The sequence below is a fragment of the Mycobacterium sp. genome (genome assembly GCF_052145595.1).
Classification (GTDB): Bacteria; Actinomycetota; Actinomycetes; order Mycobacteriales; family Mycobacteriaceae; genus Mycobacterium.
In genome coordinates this window covers 1-20919 of sequence record NZ_JBKQOI010000086.1, presented here as the reverse complement: position 1 = coordinate 20919, position 20919 = coordinate 1, and the positions used below count along the sequence as shown (strand labels likewise).

Below are 20919 nucleotides of genomic sequence, written 5' to 3'. Positions count from 1 at the left end.
GTTGCGCACGCTCTTCGTCAGATGGGAACGACACGGACGAGTCCTTCCAGTCCGGTGAAGTCATCGCCGTTTCGGGTGTAGAGATCGAGGTGATTGGCGTGCGCGGTCGCCGCGATCAGGAGGTCGGCGAATCGGCTCCTCGGCTTCCTTTCCTCGCGGACCACGGCCGCAACAACAAGTCCATAACTGCGTGCAGCCGCTGCGTCGAAGGGAATCGGTTCGAGTACCGATTCAACTTCCTGCAACCGGGCCTGCCGTTTCGCCGCTTCCAGCGGGTTCGCGGCCAGATGTGGACCGGCCGCCAACTCAGCCGCGGTGATCGCGGATATTGCCATCTCTTCGGGCAGCGCGGCGATCACGGCCGGGTCATGCCAGTCGACGACGACGGAGGTGTCGACAAGGCCGGACGACATCCTCAGAGTCCCTGGTCGATCAACCGGTCCAGGTCGGCGCGGAACTGACGGTGGTCGATACGCACGGTGGCCGCCGCCAGCGCGGCAACTTCGTCGCGGGAGATGAAAGACCGGCGACCGGCTTTAATCGGGCGAAGCTCGGCCACTGGATCGCCATTACGGGTGACGACGAACGTCTCGCCCGCGGTGACCGCTTCGATCACCTTGGCGTTCTCATTGCGCAGTTCGCGCTGCGCGATAGTCCTGACCACCGTTCGAGTGTAGCAAATAGTGCTACACCCTGCTACGTGCTCAAATACCGCCGTAGCATCTCTACCGCCGCGGTGATGTTGCCGACTGGTACCCGCTCGTCGCGTGTGTGCGCCAGATTGGGGTCACCAGGCCCGAAATTGACCGCTGGGATGCCCAGCGCGGCGAACCGGGACACGTCCGTCCAGCCATACTTGGCCCGCACCTGCCCGCCGGCGGCCTCGACCAAAGCCTTGGCGGCCGGCTGCGCCAGCCCGGGCAGCGCGCCGGCCGCGGAGTCGGTCAGCTCGATCCGCACGTCGAGCCCGTCGAACACATCATGCACGTGCGCCAGCGCCGCGTCCACCGACCGGTCGGGGGCGAAACGGAAGTTGACCGTCACCGAGGCCGCGTCGGGAATCACGTTGCCGGCGACTCCCCCATCGACAAACACCGCCGACAGGCCCTCGCGGTAGACGCACCCGTCGATGTCGACATCGCGCGCCCGATACGCCGCCAGCCGGTCCAGCACGGCACCCAGCTTGTGAATTGCGTTGTCGCCCAACCAGGAACGCGCCGAGTGGGCGCGGGTTCCGGTGGCGCTGACCACGACTCGCAACGTGCCCTGGCAGCCGGCCTCGATGTAGCCCGCCGTGGGCTCGCCCAGGATGGCCACGTCGGCGGACAGCCAATCCGGCAGCTCGCGCTCAATGCGGCCCAAACCGTTTGACGCCGCGTCGATTTCCTCGCAGTCGTAGAACACCAGCGTCAGGTCGTGCACCGGTTCGGCCACGGTGGCGGCCAGATGCAGAAAGACCGCGTCACCGGATTTCATGTCCGCGGTGCCGCAGCCGTGCAGTTCCCCATCCTCGAACCGGCTGGGCAGGTTTCCCGCCACCGGAACGGTGTCCAGGTGTCCGGCCAGCAGCACCCGCGACGGCCGGCCCAGCGAAGTACGCGCCAGCACGGCATTCCCGTTACGAACGATCTCAAAGCCCGACGTCTGCGCGCGCAGCGCGGTCTCCACCTCGCCGGCGATAAGCGACTCATCGCGTGATTCGCTGGGGATGTCGACCAGCGCCGCGGTCAACTCGATCGGATCCCCACGCAAGTCCAGCACGCCCCCAAGGGTAGTGGCTCGGCGGACCAAGTAACCTGACGACCGTGACTGGAGCTGCAGGCATCGGGCTGGCGACGTTGGCCTCCGACGGATCGGTTCTCGACACCTGGTTTCCCGCACCGGAATTGACCGCGTCGGGCACCAGCGCCACCACAAGACTGGCGGCATCCGACGTCCCCCCGGAACTGGCCGCCCTGATCGGCCGCGACGACGAGCGCGGCACCGAGACCATCGCCGTGCGCACGGTCATCGGCTCGCTGGACGATGTCGCCGCCGACGCCTACGACGCCTACCTGCGGCTGCATCTGCTGTCGCACCGGCTGGTGGCGCCGCACGGGCTGAACGCCGGCGGCTTGTTCGGGGTATTGACCAACGTGGTGTGGACTAATCGCGGGCCGTGCGCGGTCGAAGGTTTTGAGGCGGTCCGGGCACGGCTGCGCCGCCACGGATCGGTGACCGTCTACGGCGTCGACAAGTTCCCGCGGATGGTCGACTACGTCCTGCCCACCGGGGTGCGCATCGCCGACGCCGACCGGGTGCGGCTGGGCGCCCACCTGGCGCCGGGCACGACCGTGATGCACGAGGGCTTCGTCAACTACAACGCGGGCACCCTGGGCGCGTCGATGGTGGAGGGCCGCATCTCGGCCGGCGTGGTGGTGGGCGACGGGTCGGATATCGGCGGCGGAGCGTCGATCATGGGCACGCTGTCCGGCGGTGGTACGCAAGTCATTTCGATAGGCAAGCGGTGTCTGCTCGGCGCCAACGCGGGGCTGGGCATCTCACTGGGCGACGACTGCGTCATCGAAGCCGGCCTGTATGTCACGGCCGGCACCAAGGTCACCGCGCCCGACGGCAAAACGGTCAAGGCCCGCGACCTCTCCGGCGCCAACAACCTGTTGTTCCGCCGCAATTCGGTCACCGGCGCCGTGGAGGTGGTGTCCCGCGACGGTCAGGGCATCGCCCTCAAGGAGGATCTGCACGCCAACTGAGCTATCGGCCGGGCAGCTCCAGCTCAGAAGGCACTTCACCGACGTGCGCACCTCGTGTGGTTCGTAGCGCGGTTCCGTTGGTTTCCGGCAGTAGATAAGTGCACACCAGGCTGGCCAGCGCAAGGGTCGCCAGCATGAGGCCGATAGCCCAGCTGCCGTAGGTTGCCCGCAGTGTTCCGGCGATCAGCGGCGGCAAGGCGCCGCCAGCGACGCCGGCGAGGTTCACCGCCAGCGCCGATCCGGTATAGCGGTGGCGAGTGGGGAACAGCTCGGGGATGAATGCGCCCGTGGGTCCGGAGCCGACCGCGGCGATGGCGTACATGCCGACGATCGCCACCGCATACAAAACGGGGTTGCCGGTATCCATCAGCGGGATCACCGCAAACGACCAGGGCAGACACCCTGCCCACCCCACCAACATCATGCGACGGCGCCCGACTCGATCGGACATGGTGGCCGAGAACGCGACGACCGCGATGCTCGCCAGCCCCCCCAGCACACCCACAGACAAGATGACGTTGCGGGAGTACCCCAGGTGGGAGTGGGCGTAGGTGGTCAGGTAGGTGCCGGCCATGTAGACGAAGCCCAAAGAGCCGAGGACGCTGCCCGCGGCCAGGGCGATCTCGCGGCGCTGGAGGCGCAGCACCTCTGTGAGCGGCGCTTTGGGCACCAGGTGGCGGGCTTTTTCCTCGGCGAACAACGGAGTTTCTTCGATCTTGAGCCACACGTATAAGGCGATGAAGATCAGCCCCGCGCTGATCAAGAACGGTAGGCGCCACCCCCACTGCATGAACGCGGAGCTGTTTTCGCCGATGGTGTAGTTGACGCCGAGGAAGGTCAAGCTGCTCAGTACCAAGGCGGTGCCGCCGCCGAGCAGGGTGAACATGCCAAACCGGCCCCGTTTGCCGGCCGGCGCATACTCGGCGCTCAGCAGCGCCGACCCTGCCCAATGGCCGCCAACGGCGAACCCTTGCATCAGCCGCAGGGCGATCAGGATCATCGGGGCCGCCACACCAATAGCTGCCGTGCTGGGAACCATGCCTACGGTCACGGTTGACAAGGCCATGATCACCAGGGTGGCGACCAGCGTCTTTTTGCGGCCCAGGTGGTCTCCGAAGTACCCAAAGACGGCAGCGCCGACCGGCCGGGACAGAAACGCTGCGCCAAATGTCCCCATCGAAGCGATCGTGGCCACCGCGGGGCTGAGGTGCGGGAAGAACACTGTGGGAAACACCAGCGCCGCCGCGGTGCCGTAGATCAGGAAGTCATAGAACTCGATCGCAGAGCCGACGAGACATGCGGCCGCCACCCGCTTCATCGGTGTGGACCCGGGACCGGCCACAACCGTCGCAGCGGCACCGCCCTGGTGACCAGACTCACCCATGGAAGCCGCCCAGTGGCCGGTTGCGTCTATTCACGTCTACGACGGTAGGTGAAGGTTCGCGGTCGCGCTCGATGGAAAAGCTGACAACATCCTGCGTGTCGCCTTCACTAGAGATTGGGCGCGCGGTAGAAGTTGGCGGGCTCGAACTCGGCCTTCTCCCGGGAAACTTCGCCGACGGCCTCGAGCACCTTGTACAGCTGGTCGAGGCCGGCGTCGCCGATGCGCTCACGGATCGCCCGGTCCAAGGCGGCCGCCGCCCCCAGCCGCGCGGTCACGTCGTAGCCGACGGGTGACCGGTCGCGAGCGTGCGTGTCTGTACGGCGACACGCCGGATCAGCCGTACAACTGTGCACGCTCGCGACGGCTAGGTGGCGGTCAGCCCTTGGATAGCAACTGCTTCTTGAGCACCTTGCCCATCGCGTTGCGGGGCAGCGTGTCCACGATGCGCACCTCACGTGGCCGCTTGTGCACCGAAAGCTCTCGCGCGACATAGTTGATCAGCTCGTCGGCGTCGAGTCCGGAGCCGACGACGAATGCGACGATGCGCTGGCCCAGGTCCTCGTCGGGCAGCCCGACGACCGCCGCCTCCTGCACGCCCGGGTGCCCGAGCAGTGACGTTTCGATTTCGCCTGCGCCGACTCGATATCCGCCCGTCTTGATCAAGTCGACCGACTCACGCCCCACGATGCGGTGCATCCCGCCACTGTCGACAATCGCGACGTCGCCGGTCCGATACCAGCCGTCGTCGTCGAACACCTCTGCGGTGGCTTCCGGTCGATTCAGATACCCATCGAACAACGTCGGGCCGCGAACCTGAAGCCTTGCAACGGATTCCCCGTCGTGCGGCACCGGTCCGCCGTCATCGCCGACCAGTCTGGTCTCCACGCCGGCCACCGGCAGACCCACCCAGCCCGCACGCCGCTCGCCGTCCGCCCGCGTCGAGACGGTGATCAGCGATTCCGAAGCGCCGTAGCGTTCGATGGGCCGGTGCCCGGTGAGCCCGGCCACCCGGTCGAACACCGGCACCGGCAGCGGCGCGCTCCCGGACACCAGTAGCCGCGCCGGACGCAGCGCCCGGGCGGCCGCCTCGTCGGCCACCACCCGCGACCACACCGTGGGGACCCCGAAATACAGGGTGCCCCCGGCCTCGACACAGGCCTGGGCATAGCCGGCCGGTGTCGGTTTTCCGGTGTGCACGAAGCGATTTCCCATCCGCAGCGACCCGAGCAAGCCCAGCACGAGCCCGTGCACGTGAAACAGCGGCAATCCATGCACCAGGACGTCGTCGGCCGTCCACTGCCAGGCCTGCGCCAGCGCGTCCAGGTCGGCGGCGACCGCCCGCCGGCTCAACACCACACCCTTGGGCAGCCCGGTGGTGCCCGAGGTGTAGATGACCATCGCGGTGGCATCGGCGGACGGCTCGGGATAGCGGTGCCAGGAACGCGCGTGCAATCGAACCGGGATGTGCGGCAGCCCTTCTGGCTGATCGGGCACGGGGCCCAGCCAGGCCTGCGCGTGCGAGTCGGTGAGGATGTGCCGGCGTTCGGCCACGCCGACGTCGGAGGGCACCGGAACGAAGGGCACGCCGGCGATCAGGCAGCCGGAGATCGCCAGCACCGTCGACGCGGTCGGCGTGGCCAGGACCGCGACCCGGTCCGCGCCGGCGACGCGCTCGGCCACCGACGTTGCGGCACCGACCAAGTCGCTGCGGCTCAGCACCGCGCCGTCGATCCGCACGGCGTCCGCGATGTCGGTCGCGGTGACGTCCGAGGGGTTCAGCGATGCCAGCAGCACGAGTCAGGCCTGCTCGTCCCAGATCTTCATCAAGGTGGACAGGATCTCCTCGCCACGGCCCAGCCCGGCGAGATGACTTTCTTCCGGCAGGTGGAACAGCTCCGCATCGGGTAGCAGGGAGACGACGTGCTCGCCGTGGGAGAACGGGATGATGTGGTCGTGATCGCCGTGCCACCAGCGAACCGGGACTTTCACCTCGTCGAGCGAGAATCCCCAGTCGCGGGCGAACAAGATGATGTCGTTGAACGGCGCGGCCAGCTGCTTGCGGCTGCCGTTGAGCAAGTCGTCGAGAAACATCGCCTTGAACTCGGGGCGGGTCAGCAGATGACGGTCAGCTTGCGGGGAAAGCAGCGCATAGATGTCCAGCGCGGGGGACGCGACCGGCCGGGCCGCCTGGACCAACAGGCTGGCGCCGAGCCGCAGCGGGTTACCCCCGAACTTCAGCCACGGCGCAACCCGCAGACCAAGTTTCATCGCACCGCCGCTGATCGCGTCGGGGCCGTGCGTGGGCGCCACCCCGCCTAGCACGCCGACGGTAACCACCCGGTCGGGCATGCCCGCCGCGCACGCAAGCGCGTACGGACCACCACCGGACAGGCCGACGACGGCCATCTTGTCGATCCCGAGCGTGTCGGCGATGGCGCGCAGGTCGTCGGCGAACGCAGCGATGTTCTCGTACCGGTGTGGTGTCGACGAGCCGATGCCGGGCCGGTCGATGCCGATCAGACGGATGTTGTGGTGTTCGGCATGGACCCGGGCCTCGGCCGGGATCTGGCGGCGGGTACCGGGAGTTCCGTGCAGCCAGAAGACCGCGCGCCCCTGCGGCGCGCCGAACTCGGCAAAACTGATTTCGCGGTCCTCCCCGACCGCGATGTTTCCTTCGAGCTTGGGGCGGGCAATCGCGAGGACCATGCCCGAGAGCTTTGCATGTGATGCGCCGTTTGCAAAAGACTCACAGCCTACGCGTTCAGCGGCCGCTCACCGATGACCCGTTCGGCTCGCAGGGTGGCGAGCTCGTCCCCGGAAAAGCCAATCCCGCGCAGGATCTCGTCGTTGTGCTGGCCCAGCGTTGGGGGGGCGGTGCGGTGGTGGCGGCCCGGCCCGGGGGTGATGCGAAACGGCCAGCCGGGATAGCGGTGTGGTCCGGTAATCGGATGCGCGAGCTCCTCGTAGAATCCGCGCGCGTCGAGCTGAGCTCCGATGAAGTCTCTGTCGTACATCTGGTCGCCAGTGATCACTTGTTCGGCCGGGATGCCCTGTGCCCGAAGGGTTTCCACGATCATAGCCGCAGTCTGCGTGCGGGTCCAGGCGGCGACCAGGTCGTCGAACACGTCATGGTCGACCTGCGGTGACCCGTCGTCGCACAGCGACACGGCCACCCACACTCCGTCCGCGCTGGTCGGGTAGACGCCCTGGAGGTAGCCGCGCCGGCGGTTGCCTTCCCGCGCACGCACGACACCGTTCATCGAGTACTCGATCACCGGCTCGGCGGTCACGCACGCCGCGACTTCGATCTGCGCGATCTCGATCAGCTGACCCGCGCCGGTGCGGCTCCGGTGCTCGAGCGCGGCCAGCAGTGCGACCCCCGCGTGCACGCCGACGATCGGATCGGCCGGCCCCTGCGGGTTGCACGGCGGCCCCTCGGCGTATCCGGTGACCGCCGACATCCCCGAGGTCTGCTCGAAGTTCAGCGCCCAGCCGACATAGTCGCGCCACGGGCCCTGCAGGCCGTACCCCGGCATCCGCACAGCGATCACGCCGGGGTTCAGCGCCACCAGCGACTCGTAGTCCAAGCCGAACTGCTCTACCACTCGCGGCGAGAAGTTCTCGACGACGACGTCGGCCCGCGCGACCAGCCGACGGGCGATGTCGCGGCCCCGCGGCGAGGTCAGGTCGAGCGTGAGGTCGCGCTTGTTGAGGTTGGTGCCCTGCCAGATGGGGCTGCGCTCGTACCAGTCATCGCCCTCGTAGGCGAAGGCCCCCGAATAGCGATGCCCGTCGGGCCGTTGGATCGACTCGACCTTGACGATGTCGGCGCCGAACGCGCCCAGGTAGCAGGTCAGGTACGCCCCGGCCCAGAACGTCGTCAGGTCGAGCACCCGCAGCCCGGAGAAAGGCGGCGAGCCCTCCGTCGGCGAAGGCGATCGGGCATCGGTGGCCCACCGCTCGGGCCGCGTACCCAGGCACGGTGCCGGAAGAGGCCACGCCACCGGGGTTTTGGAGAACCTGAACGCCGGCCCGGGGCGCTGGAACGATGAGCCGGGTCCACCCGCTGCGACGAAGAATCCGCGCTTGGCGTACTGCGGACAGTCCAGCACGGTGGCGCCGTCGTTGACCGGCGCGGTCGGAATGCGCAGCGCCTGGCCGAGTTCGACGATCTCGGAGACGGTCTGCTCGGCGAGCAACGGCCGCGCCTTCGCGGAGAATTCTTCGCGCTCGGGGCCGCCCATCATGATCGCGATCTGCTGCTCGCCGTACTCGGGCAGGCCGAGCATCGCGCACACGTCCAGCCAGTGCTGACCCGTCAGGCAGTTGATCCCCACCCACCCGTCGGCGGCCCGCACGACCCCGAGCATCGGGGCCGACCGCAGGTTCGCGGGCAGGCCCAAGCGTTGCATCCGCTGCGCCATCAGCATCGGATACGGCAGCGTCGACAGCAGCGCCTCCAACTGGGAGACGTCGACTTGCCTGACACCGCCGGCGGGCTGCAGCCGCAGCGCGGTCAGCGCACCGAGCGCGGCGTAGGCACCCGCAACGTACTCCTGGATTCGGGCGCCGACCTGGACGGGCGGGCGCTCCGGATCCCTGGCGCTGATCCACCCCGATGCCGCCTGCAGGGTCAGCGGCGTGGCCCGCCGATCACGCCACGGCCCGCTCTGGCCGAAAGCAGAAATCCTGAGCAGCACCAGGTCTGGGTTTCCACGGCCCAGGGTGTCCGGGTCCAGACCCCAGCCCTCCAGCGTCCCGGGCGCGAAATCCTCGACCAGCAAATGCGCCCCCGCGATGAGCTCGCGGGCGGCCGCCAGGTCGTCGGGCCGGCCCAAATCCAGGGTGGCACCGCGCTTACCGGCGTTGAGGTACTCGAACAGTCCGCAGCGCTGCGGCTTGCGAGGTCCCCCAGGGAACGGGCCCCAGCGGCGCAGCGGGTCGCCGACGGGCGGCTCGATTTTGGTGACCTCGGCGCCGAGGTCGACGAAAAGCTTTGCGGCGTAAGGACCTGAGATCTCGGTGGCGAGTTCGACGACGTGGAGCCCGGTGAGGGGTCCCGTCATGCGGGGATCCCGATGGCCTTCACCTCCATGTACTGGTGCAGGCCGCTGACGCCGCCGCTCTCCCGGCCGAATCCGCTCAGTTTGAAGCCGCCGAACGGCGCGTCACCAGGACCGATGCCATTGACGGCGACCTGACCTGTGCGAATGCGGCGGGCAACGCCGACGGCCCGGCCCACGTCGGTGCCCCACACGGCGCCGGAAAGTCCGTAGCGCGAATTATTTGCGATTGCTACCGCGTCGTCGTCGTCGCGGTACCGCAGCACCGATAGCACCGGCCCGAACACCTCCTCCTGGGCGATGGTCGAATCCGGGTCGACGTCGGTGAGGATCGTCGGTTCGAAGTAGAAGCCGACACCCAAACCGGCCGGACGACCGCCGCCGGTCGCCAGTTTCGCCCCGTCGGTGACCGCACCATCCACATGCGCCTGGACGCGGTCTCGCTGCGCGGCGCTGATCAGCGGGCCCATCTGCGTTTCTGGATCCTTCGGGTCGCCGACTTTCACGTCACGGGCGAGGGCGGCGAGGCGGTCGACGACGTCGTCGTGTAGTGAGTCGGGAAGAAGGAGCCGGCTGTGCAGGATGCAGGCCTGCCCGGCGTGCAGCGAGCAGCAGTCGAACAGCATCTGCCGCAGCATCTCGTCGGTCACTTGCACGTCGTCGAGCACGATGCTCGCCGACTTTCCGCCGCACTCCAACAACAGCCGCTTCATCGCGTCGCCCGCGGCCCGCATGACCTCACAGCCGACGGCCGAGCTGCCGGTGAAGCTGACCATGTCGATGCGCGGATCGGTGGTGAGCAGCCGGGCGGCCTCGAGACCCGACGGCGTGACGACATTGACCACCCCGGGCGGGATGTCGGTTTCTTCGTCGATGACGCGCGCGAGCGCGAGCCCGGCGAGCGGCGTCAGCGGCGAGGGCTTGAGCACGACGGTATTGCCCGCGGCCAGAGCGTTGTTCAGCTTCATGACGTTGAGGCAGTGCGGGAAGTTCCACGGCGTCAGGATGGATACGACGCCGAGCGGCTCGCGCCGCAGCAGCGTCGTTCCGGCGCCCACACCGGTGATCGGCTCGTCGGTCAACTTGGTGGCGAGTTGGGCCGCATGCATCGACATGTATCCGGCGCCGTCGATCTGCATCATCCGCTCATTGGCGGTGCAACCCCACTCGACCTGCGAGAGCGCGAAGAACTCGTCGGCGTGTTTCAGCAGCGCGTCGCCGAGTTGGTTGAGGCAACCCGCCCGCTCCTCGGGGCTCGTGGTTGCCCACGGCCCGCTGTCGAAAGCGCGGCGCGCGGCGGCGATCGCCTGGCCGACCTGCGCGACGCTGGCGTCGGGTGCGGCGGCGATGGTCTTTTCGGTGGCGGGGTCGATGTCGTCGTAGCGACCGTACTCCGGTTCGACCCATTTGCCGTCGATGTAGAGCTGGTAAGTGTCGACAAGTGGTCCCGGAGGTTGTAGCTCGGCCATGTGCTTCCTTACCCGAATGTCGGTCACCTAACCACTTGGTGTACACCCCTGTGTCTCTGCCGTCAATCATCAATACGGCGAATTTTCCTCTATTTCAGCGCGTTGCGGACATATTGACAGGGACGGTCGGCCGAGAGTAGACACAACGTCGCAAGACATATTGCGACGATCTGTCGGATCGTCCGTTCAGGGAGGTTGGCCGTGCGGACTACTTTTCCACTGCACTCCCCCGACTTCTACGCGGGCGACCCGTACCCGGTGTACCGGGAGTTGCGCGCCGCGTCGCCGGTGTGCAGGAACGACGTCACCAACTTCTGGGCCCTGCTGAAGTACGAGGACATCCGCTTCGTGTCGAGCAACCCGGCGCTGTTCTCGTCCACCAAGGGCATCACCATCCCCGATCCCCAACAGCCGAGCCCGGTCCAGCCGGGCAGCCTGATCTTCACCGACCCGCCGCGGCACCGGCAGATGCGCAAGCTGATCAACTCGGGGTTCACCCGGCGGCGGGTGGCCGTCCTCGAGCCGAAAATCCGCGAGATCGCGCGGGGCATCCTCGATGACGTACAACCCGATTCCGTCCACGAGTTTGCCGAAGCGATCGCCGCTCCCCTGCCCACCCGGATGATCGCCGAGCTCATCGGCGCCCCGCCCGACGACTGGGAGCAATTCCGGGCCTGGTCGGACGCCGCGACCGGAACCGCCGACCCTGAGATCGAACTCGACCCCTTCGTGGCGATGGGGCAGCTTTTCGAGTACTTCCAGAAGCTGATCGCGGCGAGGCGCACCGATGCGCGCGATGACCTGCTGTCGGTTCTGGCCGGCGCGGAGATCGACGGAGTCCGGCTTACCGACGAAGACTTGCTCAATTTCGCGTTCCTGCTGCTGGTCGCCGGCAACGAAACCACCCGCAATCTCATCGCGCTGGGCAGCCTGGCACTGATCGCGCACCCCGACCAATGCCGGCTGCTGGTCGAGGATCGGTCGCTGATCCCGGGCGCCGTCGAAGAGATGTTGCGCTGGAACAGCCCGGTGGTGCACATGGCCCGCACCGCGACGGCCGACGTCGAGATCCGCGGGCAGCTGATCGCCGAAGGCGACACAGTAGTGATGCTGTACGGGTCCGCCAACCGCGACGAGGACATCTTCGGCGCCGACTCCGAGGAATTCAGGGTGACCCGCCACCCGAATCCGCACATCGCGTTCGGCTGCGGTGAACACTCTTGCGTTGGTGCGCAATTGGCGCGCCTGGAGGCCTCGGTGATGTTCGACGAGCTGCTGCGGCGGTTTCCCAAGCTGGAGCTGGTCGGCGAGGTGGACCGGATGCGCGCCACGATGGTGCCCGGCGTCAAGCGGATGCCGGTGCGGCTCGGGACGGCCAGCTGAGTCATGGAACTCGACTACACGCCCGAGCAACAGCAGCTGCGTGCCGAGATCCGCGCCGCGCTGGAAAAGGTGATGACGCCCGAACGCGCCATGGCGCTCAGCGCACGCATGGAGGGCGGGCCCGAAGTGCGGGAATGCATACGCGCCCTGGCTGCGTCGAAGCTGCTGGGTGTCGGTTGGCCCAAAGAGTATGGCGGACGCGGTTTCTCGGCAATCGAGCAGTTCATCTTCGCCGAAGAAGCACAGCGGGTCAGTGCTCCGATCCCGCTGGTGACGCTCAACACGGTCGGTCCCACCCTGATGCAGTGCGGCACCGAGGAGCAGAAGCAGAAATTCCTCCCGGCGATTCTCGACGGCAGCGTGGAGTTCGCGATCGGATACTCCGAGCCGGAGGCGGGCAGCGACCTGGCGTCGCTGCGCACCACCGCGGTGCGCGACGGCTCCGACCCGGACGCGGAATGGGTGATCAACGGCCAGAAGATGTTCACCAGCGGCGCCGCGTACGCCGATTACATCTGGCTGGCCGCGCGCACCGACCCGAACGTCAAGAAGCACAAGGGGATTTCCATCTTCATCGTGCCCACCTCGTCGCCCGGGTTCTCCTGGCAGCCGCTGCACACGATGCCGGGCATCTCCACCTTCTACACGTTCTACGACGACGTCCGGGTCCCGGCGAGCGCCATCGTGGCCGGTGAAAACCAGGGGTGGCAACTGATCACCACCCAGTTGAACTTCGAACGCGCGGCCCTGGGCAATCTCGGCGCGCTCGAGCCGCTTTTCGAGAAGACCTTGGACTGGGCCACTAACACCGAGCTCGACGGTGGCCGCGTCATCGACCGGCCCTGGGTGCGGCTCGCCCTCGCCAGGGTTGAGGCGCAGATCGCCGCGTACAAACTCGTCAACACGCGGATCAACGCGGCGATGACGAAGGGCGTGCTCGACATGGGAGAAGCATCGGCCGCGAAGGTGTTCGGTACCGAACTGACCCAGCAGGTCGCCCGTCAGCTACTCGAAGTGCTGGACCACAACGGGGTGCGTCGCGGCGACGATGCACCGCTGCGCGGCGCCCTGGAATCCGCATATCGATGGGCGGTCATCAACACGTTCGGCGGCGGCGCCAACGAGATCCAGCGTGACATCATCGCCATGGCAGGGTTGGGGATGCCGAGGGCGCCCCGCGACCTTCGGGCCCAGCAGAAACCAGGAGGATCATGACCGACCAAGATTCCGAGGTGCACGCGAAGCTACGCGCGCTCGTCGGCCAACCCACCGGCGGGACCGGAAAGCCCTCGGTGGCACCGGATCCGGTCAACCAACCGATGATCCGGCACTGGGCCCACGCCCTCGACGACATGAACCCCGTCTACCTCGATCCGGAGTTCGCGGCGGCGTCGCGGTTCGGCGGCATCGTGTCGCCGCCGGTCATGCTGCAGACCTGGACGATGCCGTCCCCGAAGCTCGAGGGGATCGGCGATCGGGGCGGGGCCCCCGTCGAGATCCTCAGCAACCCAACCGCGTTCCTCGATGAGGCCGGGTACACCAGCACGGTGGCGACCAACTCGGAGTTCGAGATCGAACGCTATCCCCGGCTGGGCGATGTCATCAGCGCGACGTCGGTGTTCGAGGACGTCTCCGACGAGAAGAAGACGGCGCTGGGCACCGGCTTCTTTTTGACCTGGCTGATCACCTACTTCGACCAGAACGGCGAGGTGCTGGGGCGGCAGCGATTCCGCGTGTTGCGATTCAGGCCGGCGCGCTGATGGCCTCCCGCCTGGCGCCGGCGATCAGCCCGGACACCGAGTTCTTCTGGAACGGCTTGCGCGAGCACAAACTGCTGATCCAGCGCTGCAGCGGATGCGGGGCGCTGCGCCACCCGCCCCGCCCCATGTGTCCCCACTGCCGTTCCCTGCAGTGGGAGGCGATCGAGTCGTCGGGCCGCGGCACCGTCTACAGCTACGTGATGCCGCACGAACCCCGGTTCCCGTTCTTCGACTATCCCTACATCGTGGCGCTGGTGCAGCTCGACGAAGGGGTGCGGCTGGTGTCGAACCTGTGCGGCATCGACCCCGCCGACGTCACGGTCGGGATGCTGGTCGAGGTCTACTACCAGGCCTTCGATAACGACCTTGTCCTGCACCAGTTCCGGCCTCGTCAGTAGGTGGCGCGATGGATTTCACGTTCACCGAAGAGCAGGAGACGATCGCCAAACTCGCCCGCGAAATCTTCGAGCGCCGGGCTACCGCCGAACGGCTGACCGAACTGGAGGCTGGCGAGACCCGGTATGACGCAACGCTGTGGAGGGAGCTTGCGGCCGCCGACCTGTTGGGCACGGCGCTGCCGGACGCGGTCGGCGGGAACGACGGCGGCTTCGTGGAGCTCGGGGTGCTGCTGGCCGAGGTGGGCTGGAGCGTCGCACCGGTGCCCGCTTATGCGACGCTCGTGCTCGGCGCCGACCCGATCGCCCGGCACGGAAGCCCGGAGCAACGGCGACGGTTCCTGCCCGGCGTCGTCGCGGGAACCCGTATCCTGAGCGCCGGCCTGCAAGAGCACGGCCGCTCCGATCCGATGAGTCCATCCACCAAAGCCCTTCGCGACGGCCCGAACTGGCGACTGGAGGGGGCCAAAGAGCTGGTGCCGGCCGCCCAGCTCGCCGACACCGTGGTGGTGCCCGCCTCTATAGACGATGGTGAAGTCGGCCTGTTCCTGCTGCCCTGCGATGCGCACGGCGTTGAGATCCGGCCGGTTGTGACCACCAACCGTGAACCGCACGCGGACGTATTCCTGGATGGTGCAATAGTTTCCGCGCAGGACCGGCTCGACGGCGCGATCGAGTCGCTGTACACGCGGGCGCTGGTGGGCCTGTGCGCGATTCAGCTCGGCGTCTCCGAGCGGGCCTTGCGCATCGCGGCCGAATACACCAGCGGCCGTGAGCAGTTCGGGCGACCCATCGGCAGCTTCCAGGCGGTGCAGCAGCGACTGGCCGACGCCTTCATCGACGTCGAAGCGATCCGATGGACCACCTGGCATGCGGCCTGGCTCATCGCGCGGGGACATCCCGCGGACCGGGCGGCCCGCATCGCGAAGTTCTGGGCCTCCGAGGCCGGCGCCCGGGTCGCCGCCAGCACCCAACACGTCCACGGCGGCATCGGGATAGACGTCACCTATCCGCTGCACCGCTACTTCCTATGGGCCAAGCACAACGAGCTCACCCTCGGTCCCGCCACTGCGCAGCTTGCCAGTATCGGCAGCACCTATCCGGAAGGAATCCGATGACGACCGCCAAGAACCGCACCACACTCAAGTGGGCCGACATCAACGTCGGCGACGAGGTGACCCCGCTCGAGATCCCCATCACCACAACGATGATCGTGGCGGGCGCAATCGCATCGCGTGATTTCATGCCGGTGCACCACGACCGGGACTACGCCAACAAGCAGGGCTCACCCAACCTGTTCATGAACATCCTGACCACCAATGGGTACTGCGTGCGCTTCCTCACCGACTGGGCCGGACCCGAAGCGATGGTGAAGAACCTGTCGATCCGCCTCGGCGTGCCGTGCTTCCCCGACGACCCGCTGCACTTCGCCGGCAGCGTGACCGGCAAGACTAGGGGCCCAGCAGGGCCGACGACGGCTGAGAACTTCGTCGAAGTGACGTTCAAGGGCTCCAACAGCCTTGGCGATCACGTCTCCGGGACCGCGGTGCTCAGCCTGCTCGACGGGGCCGGCGCATGAGCCGCTCGCTGCCCGGCAGCTGCGCCATCGTGGGCATCGGCCAGACCGAGTTCTCCAAGGAGTCCGGGCGCAGCGAGCTCCAATTGGCCTGTGAGGCAGTCAGTGCCGCGCTTGACGACGCCGGCCTGGCGCCCGGCGACGTCGACGGCATGGTCACCTTCACCATGGACGCCAGCGACGAGATCGACATCGCTCGCAACGTGGGCATCGGCGATCTGAGCTTCTTCTCCCGCGTACACCATGGTGGCGGTGCCGCCGCCGGCACCGTCGTGCACGCGGCCATGGCCGTGGCCACCGGCGTCGCCGACGTGGTGGTGTGCTGGCGCGCATTCAACGAACGTTCCGGCTTCCGGTTCGGTGGCAGCGGCCGCACCAGCGCCGAGACACCGCTGTTCATGGCGCACTACGCGCCATTCGGATTGCTCACTCCCGCAGCCTGGGTCGCGTTGCACGCCCAGCGGTACATGTCGACCTACGGGGTGACCAACGAGGACTTCGGTCGGATCGCCGTCGTCGACCGCGCACACGCGGCCCGCAATCCCGACGCCTGGTTCTACCAGCGCCCAATCACGTTGGAGGACCACCAGAATTCGCGCTGGATCGTCGAACCCGTGCTGCGACTGCTGGATTGCTGCCAGGAAAGCGACGGCGGGGTCGCGCTCGTCGTAACCAGCGCCGAACGCGCCCGCGACCTGCGGCAGCCGCCGGCGATCATCACTGCGGCCGCGCAGGGCGCGGCCCACAACGGCGAGATGATGACCAGCTACTACCGCGACGACATCACCGGTCTGCCGGAGATGGGTGTGGTCGCCAACCAGCTGTGGCGCGATTCGGGTCTCAAACCGCAAGACATCCAAACCGCCTTCATCTACGACCATTTCACGCCGTTCGTGTTCACCCAGCTTGAGGAGCTCGGCTTCTGCGGGCGCGGTGAAGCCAAGGACTTCGCCACCGTCGAACGGCTCTCGCTCGGTGGGGAATTTCCGATCAACACCAATGGCGGTCTGCTCGGTGAGGCCTACATCCACGGGATGAACGGCATCACCGAAGGAGTGCGTCAGGTGCGCGGCACGTCCCACAACCAGGTCGACAGCGTCGAGCACGTGCTGGTCACGTCGGGAACCGGCGTGCCTACCAGCGGCCTGATCCTCGCACCTGCCGATTAGGGGGGAGCTCATGCCCAAGCTCGCGGTATTGACCGCACCCGGGGGGCCGATCGAACTGGCCGAATTTCCGCTCTCCGCGCCCGCGCCGGGAACCGCGGCGCTCAAGCTGCGGATGGCAGGGATCTGCGGATCCGACCTGCACATCTTCCGCGGCGAGCTGCCGTTGCCGTGCCCCTTCGCCTTGGGTCACGAAATGGTCGGCGAGATAGCCGAACTCGGCGAGGGGCTCACCACCGACGCGACCGGCAAGCCGCTGGCGGTCGGCGACCGCGTCGTTACACCGTACTTTTGGACCTGCGGGCAGTGCCACGCCTGCGCGCGGGGGCGGTCACACGCGTGCCAGAACCTGATGGCCGGCGAATACCGCACCCACGACCAGCAGCCGCATTTCGTCGCCGCGCACGGTGAGTACTACTACACCAGTCGGCGCCAGCCGTTGTACAAGGTGCCCGAGGACCTTGCCGACGAAGCCGTCGCGCCGCTGAATTGTGCTCTGGCCCAGGTACTGTTCGCGCTGCGAGACGTGCGGCTGGGCGACACCGTCGTCATCCAGGGCGCGGGCGGGCTGGGCATCAACGCCGCCGCCGTGGCGCGCACCGCGGGTGCGGCTGCTGTCATCGTCATCGACAAGATCGCCGAACGACTCGATGTCGCATCCGATTTCGGCGCCACATATTGCATCGACGCGAGCGATATCTCGACTTTCGAGGTGACGGAGCGGGTCCGTGAACACACCGACGGCATCGGCGCCGACTGGGTGCTCGAGGTCGTCGGGGTGCCGGGCGTCATCCCCGACGCCGTCGGCTTCCTCAACAACGGCGGCACGCTGCTCGAGGTCGGCAACATCGGGATGGGGCGCACGTTTGAGCTCGACCCGAGCGCCCTGGTCTATGGCAACAAGTCCGTGCGCGGCGTCATGCTTTACGACCCGGTCACGCTGGCGATCGGCCTGTCCTTCCTGCAGCACACTGACTTTCCGTTCGGCCGGCTGATGCCCAAGCCGTTCCATCTCGCCGACATCAACGACGCCTTCGCGTCCGCCGATGCCGGGCTGGTGCCCAGGGGGGCGTTGGTGCCATGACGCAGGCCTCCGCTTTCACCCAGGCGACCGACACCCGCGACCTCATCGTGGAGTCCGCGTATGCCTGCTTCCGCAAGCAGGGACTGCAGAAGGCGACGATCGTCGACATCGCCAGGGCGGCCGGCGTTTCACGCAGCACCATTTACGAGTACTTCAGCGACAAGGGCGCGATCATCGAGGCATGCGCCGAGCACGCCTCCGAGCAGTTCTATCGCGAGGTGTCCCAGGCGATGGACCAGGGCAGCTCACTCGAGGACAAGCTGAGCCGCGCGGCGGTGTTCGTGACCCAGGCGCGGCGGGTCATCGCCTCCGAGAAGTACTTTGACGAGGACGCGATCAGCCTGCTGCTGACCAAAGACGCCGCGGTGTTGCTGCGCGAGTGCGTCGACTTCTTCGCGCCCTATCTCTCCGCCGCCAGGCTCACCGGAGAGGTTCGCAAGGACCTCGACGTCGGGGCCGCCGGCGAGTGGTTCGCGCGAATACTCTTCTCGCTCTTCAGCACGCCGTCGTCGACCGTCGACATGGACGATCCCGAAGTCGTCGCCGAGTTCGTGCGGGCCCACGTGGTCCGCGGCTTCGCCGGCGATCGCCCGCGGCCCCGCCGCGGTTAGTGCCGGTCTTCGGGTGTGCATCGTGGGCGTCGAGTGTGCGCCCAGGGCGGGATTTGGGCGACTTTCCGGCCCCCAGCGCACACTCAGCGACGCTGTTGGGGCCAAACGGTTTCGGCACTATGAACCGGTCGGCCGTGGCCGGGCAGCAGATGCGCGACCGGTAGCTCCTCGAGACGCTCGCGGGTGGCGGCGGCGCTTGACGCGTCGACGATTTCCGGTGTGTGCCAGGCCTTGCCGCGCACGGTCAGCACGGCGTCACCAGACAGCAGCGTCCGCGTCGTCGGATTCCACAGCGCGATGCTGTCGTCGGTGTGACCGCTCGCGTTGATCACGGTCCACTCCGGCGCGCCGGGCAGCGGCTGGCCATCGGCGAGTCCACCGGCGGGCGAGGGACCCGTCCAGCGCATACCGAACGGTGTGCCATACCCCGCCACCCGGGCACCGCCGAGGAGCCCGGCCACGCCGATTCGATCGAGCGGCTGGTCGATCATGGTAGGCCAGATGCTCGCGGCCCGGGCCGGGGTCGGCGTGCGCGGTTTTGCTCCGTCAAGATAACTAAGTGTGGTGTCGGGCAACCAGATTGGCGCGCCGTATCGGGCGGCGAGTGCCGCCGCACCGGCGACGTGATCGCTGTGGCCGTGCGTCGCCGCCACGGCGTGCAGGGTTCCGCCGAGCCGATCCAGGACGGGTGCCAGATCGCCGGTGACCCGCGGCAACCCGCGTCGACCACCACCACGCCGTCGCCGCTCCGCAGGACGTAACAGTTGAAGATCCAGCGTGAAAGCGGTGTGATGCCGAGATCAGGCATCTCGTCGCGAACCAGGCTCATGGCCGAGACGCTACGCCTGGATGTCGTGTGCGAATTCGGGTGATGCGCCGCCGCGGATCGCGATACAGTGCTAAGGCCGGCTGGTCGATGTCGGCAAGACGGCGGCTGGGTCGGCATGGGATATTGGTCATGACGTATCGAGAGGTGCCAGATGTCGTTTCTGATCACGGCCCCGGAGACATTGGCTTCGGTAGCAACGGATTTGGCGAGCGTCGGTTCGGCGATCACCGCGGCCAACGCGTCGGCGGCGGTCCCGACGATAGATGTGGTGGCCGCGGGCGCCGACGAGGTGTCGGCGGAGATCGCGGCGCTGTTCGGCGCCCACGCACAGGCGTTTCAGGCGCTCAGCGGCCAGGCGGCGGCCTTTCATGACCAGTTTGTGCAGGCCCTCAACACGGGTGCGGACAACTATGCGAGCACCGAGGCCGCCAGTACCTCGCCTTTGCAGATCCTGGAACAGGGTCTGCTCGACGTGGTGAACGCGCCCACCTTGGTGTTGCTGGGGCGCCCGCTGATCGGCAACGGCGCCAACGGGGCCCCGGGGACCGGGGAAGACGGCGCGCCTGGCGGGATATTGATCGGCAACGGCGGGGCCGGCGGTTCCGGCGGGATCAGCCAAAACGGCGGTAACGGCGGGGCCGCTGGGCTGTTCGGCCACGGCGGTGCCGGCGGGACCGGTGGGATCTCAACGAGCAACGGCGGCAACGGCGGGGTCGGCGGGCACGGCGGGATATTGATCGGCAGTGGCGGTGCCGGCGGGGACGGCGGCCTCTCATCAGGCAACGTCGGCGGGACCGGCGGGGCCGGCGGGGCCTCGGGATTGTTCGGCACGGCCGGCACCGGCGGTGCCGGCGGCGCCGGCGCTACCGGGGGTACCGGCGGGTTGGGCGGGGCCGCGGGATTGTTCGGCACCGCCGGCGCCGGTGGAATCGGGGGCTTCGGCAACGCCGGGGGTTCCGGCGGGGTCGGCGGGTCCGCGGGATTGTTCGGCATCGGCGGCTCCGGCGGCGCCGGCGGCGCCGGTGAGGTCTTCGGAGGTGGTACCGGCGGGGTCGGCGGCGCCGGCGGACTATTCGGTTCGGGCGGCACGGGCGGCGCCGGGGGTCTCAGCACCACGGGCGCGTCTAGTGTCGGCGGAGCCGGGGGGGCCGGCGGCAATGGCGGCATCCTCGCCGGCTCCGGCGGGACGGGTGGCGCCGGCGCCACCAGTGAGGTCTTCGAAGGTGGTGCCGGCGGGGCCGGCGGCAATGCCGGCATCCTCGCCGGTTCCGGCGGCTTCGGCGGCACCGGTGGTACCGGTTTCGACGGCAACGGCGGGAACGGCGGGAACGGCGGCAAGGCGGGGCTGACCGGCAAGGGTGGTGCCGGCGGTGCCGGCGGGTTTACCTTCCATGCAACCTCTGGTGACGGCGGCGACGGTGGCAATGCCGTGTTGATCGGCAACGGCGG

General features: G+C 67.9%; 21 protein-coding genes. 11 read left to right on the top strand and 10 right to left on the bottom strand.

The window, feature by feature from the left end; translation table 11 throughout:
• Nucleotides 1–17 precede the first annotated feature (17 nt).
• The 3 genes from ACLP4W_RS07180 to dapE are packed head-to-tail and all read right to left on the bottom strand — an operon-like array spanning nucleotide 18 to nucleotide 1761.
• Nucleotides 18–413: a type II toxin-antitoxin system VapC family toxin gene (locus tag ACLP4W_RS07180; RefSeq protein ID WP_442385451.1), complete on the bottom strand. Its 396-nt coding sequence runs from the start codon at nucleotides 411–413 to the stop codon at nucleotides 18–20.
• A gap of 2 nt (nucleotides 414–415) precedes the next feature.
• A complete protein-coding gene (locus ACLP4W_RS07175; RefSeq protein WP_442385450.1) occupies nucleotides 416–664 on the bottom strand; it encodes a type II toxin-antitoxin system Phd/YefM family antitoxin in 249 nt (82 codons plus the stop codon).
• Nucleotides 665–696: 32 nt separating this feature from the next.
• Complete coding sequence (gene dapE, locus ACLP4W_RS07170) at nucleotides 697–1761, bottom strand: succinyl-diaminopimelate desuccinylase (protein WP_442385449.1); 1065 nt, start codon at nucleotides 1759–1761, stop codon at nucleotides 697–699.
• 35 nt (nucleotides 1762–1796) lie between these two features.
• On the opposite strand from dapE, the gene dapD reads away from it, so the two are divergent.
• Complete coding sequence (gene dapD, locus ACLP4W_RS07165) at nucleotides 1797–2750, top strand: 2,3,4,5-tetrahydropyridine-2,6-dicarboxylate N-succinyltransferase (protein ID WP_442385457.1); 954 nt, start codon at nucleotides 1797–1799, stop codon at nucleotides 2748–2750.
• A gap of 1 nt (nucleotide 2751) precedes the next feature.
• Here the strand turns inward: dapD and ACLP4W_RS07160 are convergent, their stop codons facing one another.
• From ACLP4W_RS07160 to ACLP4W_RS07135, 6 genes are all read right to left on the bottom strand, one after another.
• The gene (locus ACLP4W_RS07160) at nucleotides 2752–4068 is read right to left on the bottom strand and encodes an MFS transporter (protein WP_442385456.1); all 1317 of its coding nucleotides are present in this window, start codon (nucleotides 4066–4068) and stop codon (nucleotides 2752–2754) included.
• Between the two features lie 173 nt (nucleotides 4069–4241).
• Nucleotides 4242–4487 (bottom strand): hypothetical protein, encoded by a 246-nt coding sequence (locus ACLP4W_RS07155; RefSeq protein WP_442385448.1) that lies wholly within the window; start codon nucleotides 4485–4487, stop codon nucleotides 4242–4244.
• Between the two features lie 22 nt (nucleotides 4488–4509).
• Complete coding sequence (locus tag ACLP4W_RS07150; RefSeq protein ID WP_442385447.1) at nucleotides 4510–5928, bottom strand: acyl-CoA synthetase; 1419 nt, start codon at nucleotides 5926–5928, stop codon at nucleotides 4510–4512.
• 3 nt (nucleotides 5929–5931) lie between these two features.
• Nucleotides 5932–6840, bottom strand: coding sequence for an alpha/beta fold hydrolase (locus tag ACLP4W_RS07145; RefSeq protein ID WP_442385446.1), 909 nt, complete (start codon nucleotides 6838–6840; stop codon nucleotides 5932–5934).
• 47 nt (nucleotides 6841–6887) lie between these two features.
• Nucleotides 6888–9200 carry a CaiB/BaiF CoA transferase family protein gene (locus tag ACLP4W_RS07140; RefSeq protein WP_442385445.1) on the bottom strand — a complete coding sequence of 771 codons (2313 nt, stop codon included), beginning with the start codon at nucleotides 9198–9200 and terminating at the stop codon, nucleotides 6888–6890.
• A complete protein-coding gene (locus ACLP4W_RS07135) occupies nucleotides 9197–10666 on the bottom strand; it encodes an aldehyde dehydrogenase family protein (protein WP_442385444.1) in 1470 nt (489 codons plus the stop codon). The genes ACLP4W_RS07140 and ACLP4W_RS07135 overlap by 4 nt, the downstream gene beginning before the upstream one ends.
• A gap of 201 nt (nucleotides 10667–10867) precedes the next feature.
• Between ACLP4W_RS07135 and ACLP4W_RS07130 the strand changes: the two genes are divergently transcribed.
• Genes ACLP4W_RS07130 through ACLP4W_RS07090 form a run of 9 tightly spaced genes read left to right on the top strand, consistent with a single transcriptional unit; the run spans nucleotide 10868 to nucleotide 18641 of the window.
• Entirely contained in the window at nucleotides 10868–12049 is a 1182-nt protein-coding gene (locus tag ACLP4W_RS07130) for a cytochrome P450 (RefSeq protein WP_442385443.1), read from the top strand.
• A gap of 3 nt (nucleotides 12050–12052) precedes the next feature.
• Nucleotides 12053–13264, top strand: a complete 1212-nt coding sequence (locus tag ACLP4W_RS07125) for an acyl-CoA dehydrogenase family protein (protein ID WP_442385442.1) — start codon at nucleotides 12053–12055, stop codon at nucleotides 13262–13264.
• Nucleotides 13261–13809 (top strand): MaoC family dehydratase, encoded by a 549-nt coding sequence (locus ACLP4W_RS07120; RefSeq protein WP_442385441.1) that lies wholly within the window; start codon nucleotides 13261–13263, stop codon nucleotides 13807–13809. Before ACLP4W_RS07125 ends, ACLP4W_RS07120 begins: the two co-directional genes overlap by 4 nt.
• On the top strand, nucleotides 13809–14207 hold the full coding sequence (locus ACLP4W_RS07115) for a Zn-ribbon domain-containing OB-fold protein (RefSeq protein ID WP_442385440.1): 399 nt from the start codon (nucleotides 13809–13811) through the stop codon (nucleotides 14205–14207). The genes ACLP4W_RS07120 and ACLP4W_RS07115 overlap by 1 nt, the downstream gene beginning before the upstream one ends.
• A gap of 8 nt (nucleotides 14208–14215) precedes the next feature.
• Entirely contained in the window at nucleotides 14216–15322 is a 1107-nt protein-coding gene (locus tag ACLP4W_RS07110; protein ID WP_442385439.1) for an acyl-CoA dehydrogenase family protein, read from the top strand.
• Nucleotides 15319–15783 (top strand): MaoC family dehydratase, encoded by a 465-nt coding sequence (locus ACLP4W_RS07105; RefSeq protein ID WP_442385438.1) that lies wholly within the window; start codon nucleotides 15319–15321, stop codon nucleotides 15781–15783. Before ACLP4W_RS07110 ends, ACLP4W_RS07105 begins: the two co-directional genes overlap by 4 nt.
• Nucleotides 15780–16949, top strand: a complete 1170-nt coding sequence (locus tag ACLP4W_RS07100; protein ID WP_442385437.1) for a lipid-transfer protein — start codon at nucleotides 15780–15782, stop codon at nucleotides 16947–16949. The genes ACLP4W_RS07105 and ACLP4W_RS07100 overlap by 4 nt, the downstream gene beginning before the upstream one ends.
• Nucleotides 16950–16959: 10 nt before the next feature.
• Nucleotides 16960–18030, top strand: coding sequence for a zinc-binding dehydrogenase (locus ACLP4W_RS07095; RefSeq protein WP_442385436.1), 1071 nt, complete (start codon nucleotides 16960–16962; stop codon nucleotides 18028–18030).
• Nucleotides 18027–18641, top strand: coding sequence for a TetR/AcrR family transcriptional regulator (locus ACLP4W_RS07090; protein WP_442385435.1), 615 nt, complete (start codon nucleotides 18027–18029; stop codon nucleotides 18639–18641). The genes ACLP4W_RS07095 and ACLP4W_RS07090 overlap by 4 nt, the downstream gene beginning before the upstream one ends.
• Before the next feature lie 83 nt (nucleotides 18642–18724).
• On the opposite strand, the gene ACLP4W_RS07085 is transcribed toward ACLP4W_RS07090, so the two are convergent.
• On the bottom strand, nucleotides 18725–19357 hold the full coding sequence (locus ACLP4W_RS07085) for an MBL fold metallo-hydrolase (RefSeq protein WP_442385434.1): 633 nt from the start codon (nucleotides 19355–19357) through the stop codon (nucleotides 18725–18727).
• Between the two features lie 264 nt (nucleotides 19358–19621).
• Here ACLP4W_RS07085 and ACLP4W_RS07080 point away from each other — a divergent pair.
• The coding region (locus tag ACLP4W_RS07080) for a PE family protein (protein WP_442385433.1) at nucleotides 19622–20919 on the top strand (1298 nt) is incomplete at its 3' end.

Bases quoted from the DNA above. Each gene is read 5' to 3' on its own strand.
- ACLP4W_RS07180 (WP_442385451.1), bottom strand. From the start codon at position 413: ATGTCGTCCGGCCTTGTCGACACCTCCGTCGTCGTCGACTGGCATGAC.
- ACLP4W_RS07160 (WP_442385456.1), bottom strand. From the start codon at position 4,068: ATGAAGCGGGTGGCGGCCGCATGTCTCGTCGGCTCTGCGATCGAGTTC.
- ACLP4W_RS07145 (WP_442385446.1), bottom strand. From the start codon at position 6,840: ATGGTCCTCGCGATTGCCCGCCCCAAGCTCGAAGGAAACATCGCGGTC.
- ACLP4W_RS07140 (WP_442385445.1), bottom strand. From the start codon at position 9,200: ATGACGGGACCCCTCACCGGGCTCCACGTCGTCGAACTCGCCACCGAG.
- ACLP4W_RS07135 (WP_442385444.1), bottom strand. From the start codon at position 10,666: ATGGCCGAGCTACAACCTCCGGGACCACTTGTCGACACTTACCAGCTC.
- ACLP4W_RS07125 (WP_442385442.1), top strand. From the start codon at position 12,053: ATGGAACTCGACTACACGCCCGAGCAACAGCAGCTGCGTGCCGAGATC.
- ACLP4W_RS07120 (WP_442385441.1), top strand. From the start codon at position 13,261: ATGACCGACCAAGATTCCGAGGTGCACGCGAAGCTACGCGCGCTCGTC.
- ACLP4W_RS07115 (WP_442385440.1), top strand. From the start codon at position 13,809: ATGGCCTCCCGCCTGGCGCCGGCGATCAGCCCGGACACCGAGTTCTTC.
- ACLP4W_RS07110 (WP_442385439.1), top strand. From the start codon at position 14,216: ATGGATTTCACGTTCACCGAAGAGCAGGAGACGATCGCCAAACTCGCC.
- ACLP4W_RS07105 (WP_442385438.1), top strand. From the start codon at position 15,319: ATGACGACCGCCAAGAACCGCACCACACTCAAGTGGGCCGACATCAAC.
- ACLP4W_RS07100 (WP_442385437.1), top strand. From the start codon at position 15,780: ATGAGCCGCTCGCTGCCCGGCAGCTGCGCCATCGTGGGCATCGGCCAG.
- ACLP4W_RS07095 (WP_442385436.1), top strand. From the start codon at position 16,960: ATGCCCAAGCTCGCGGTATTGACCGCACCCGGGGGGCCGATCGAACTG.
- ACLP4W_RS07090 (WP_442385435.1), top strand. From the start codon at position 18,027: ATGACGCAGGCCTCCGCTTTCACCCAGGCGACCGACACCCGCGACCTC.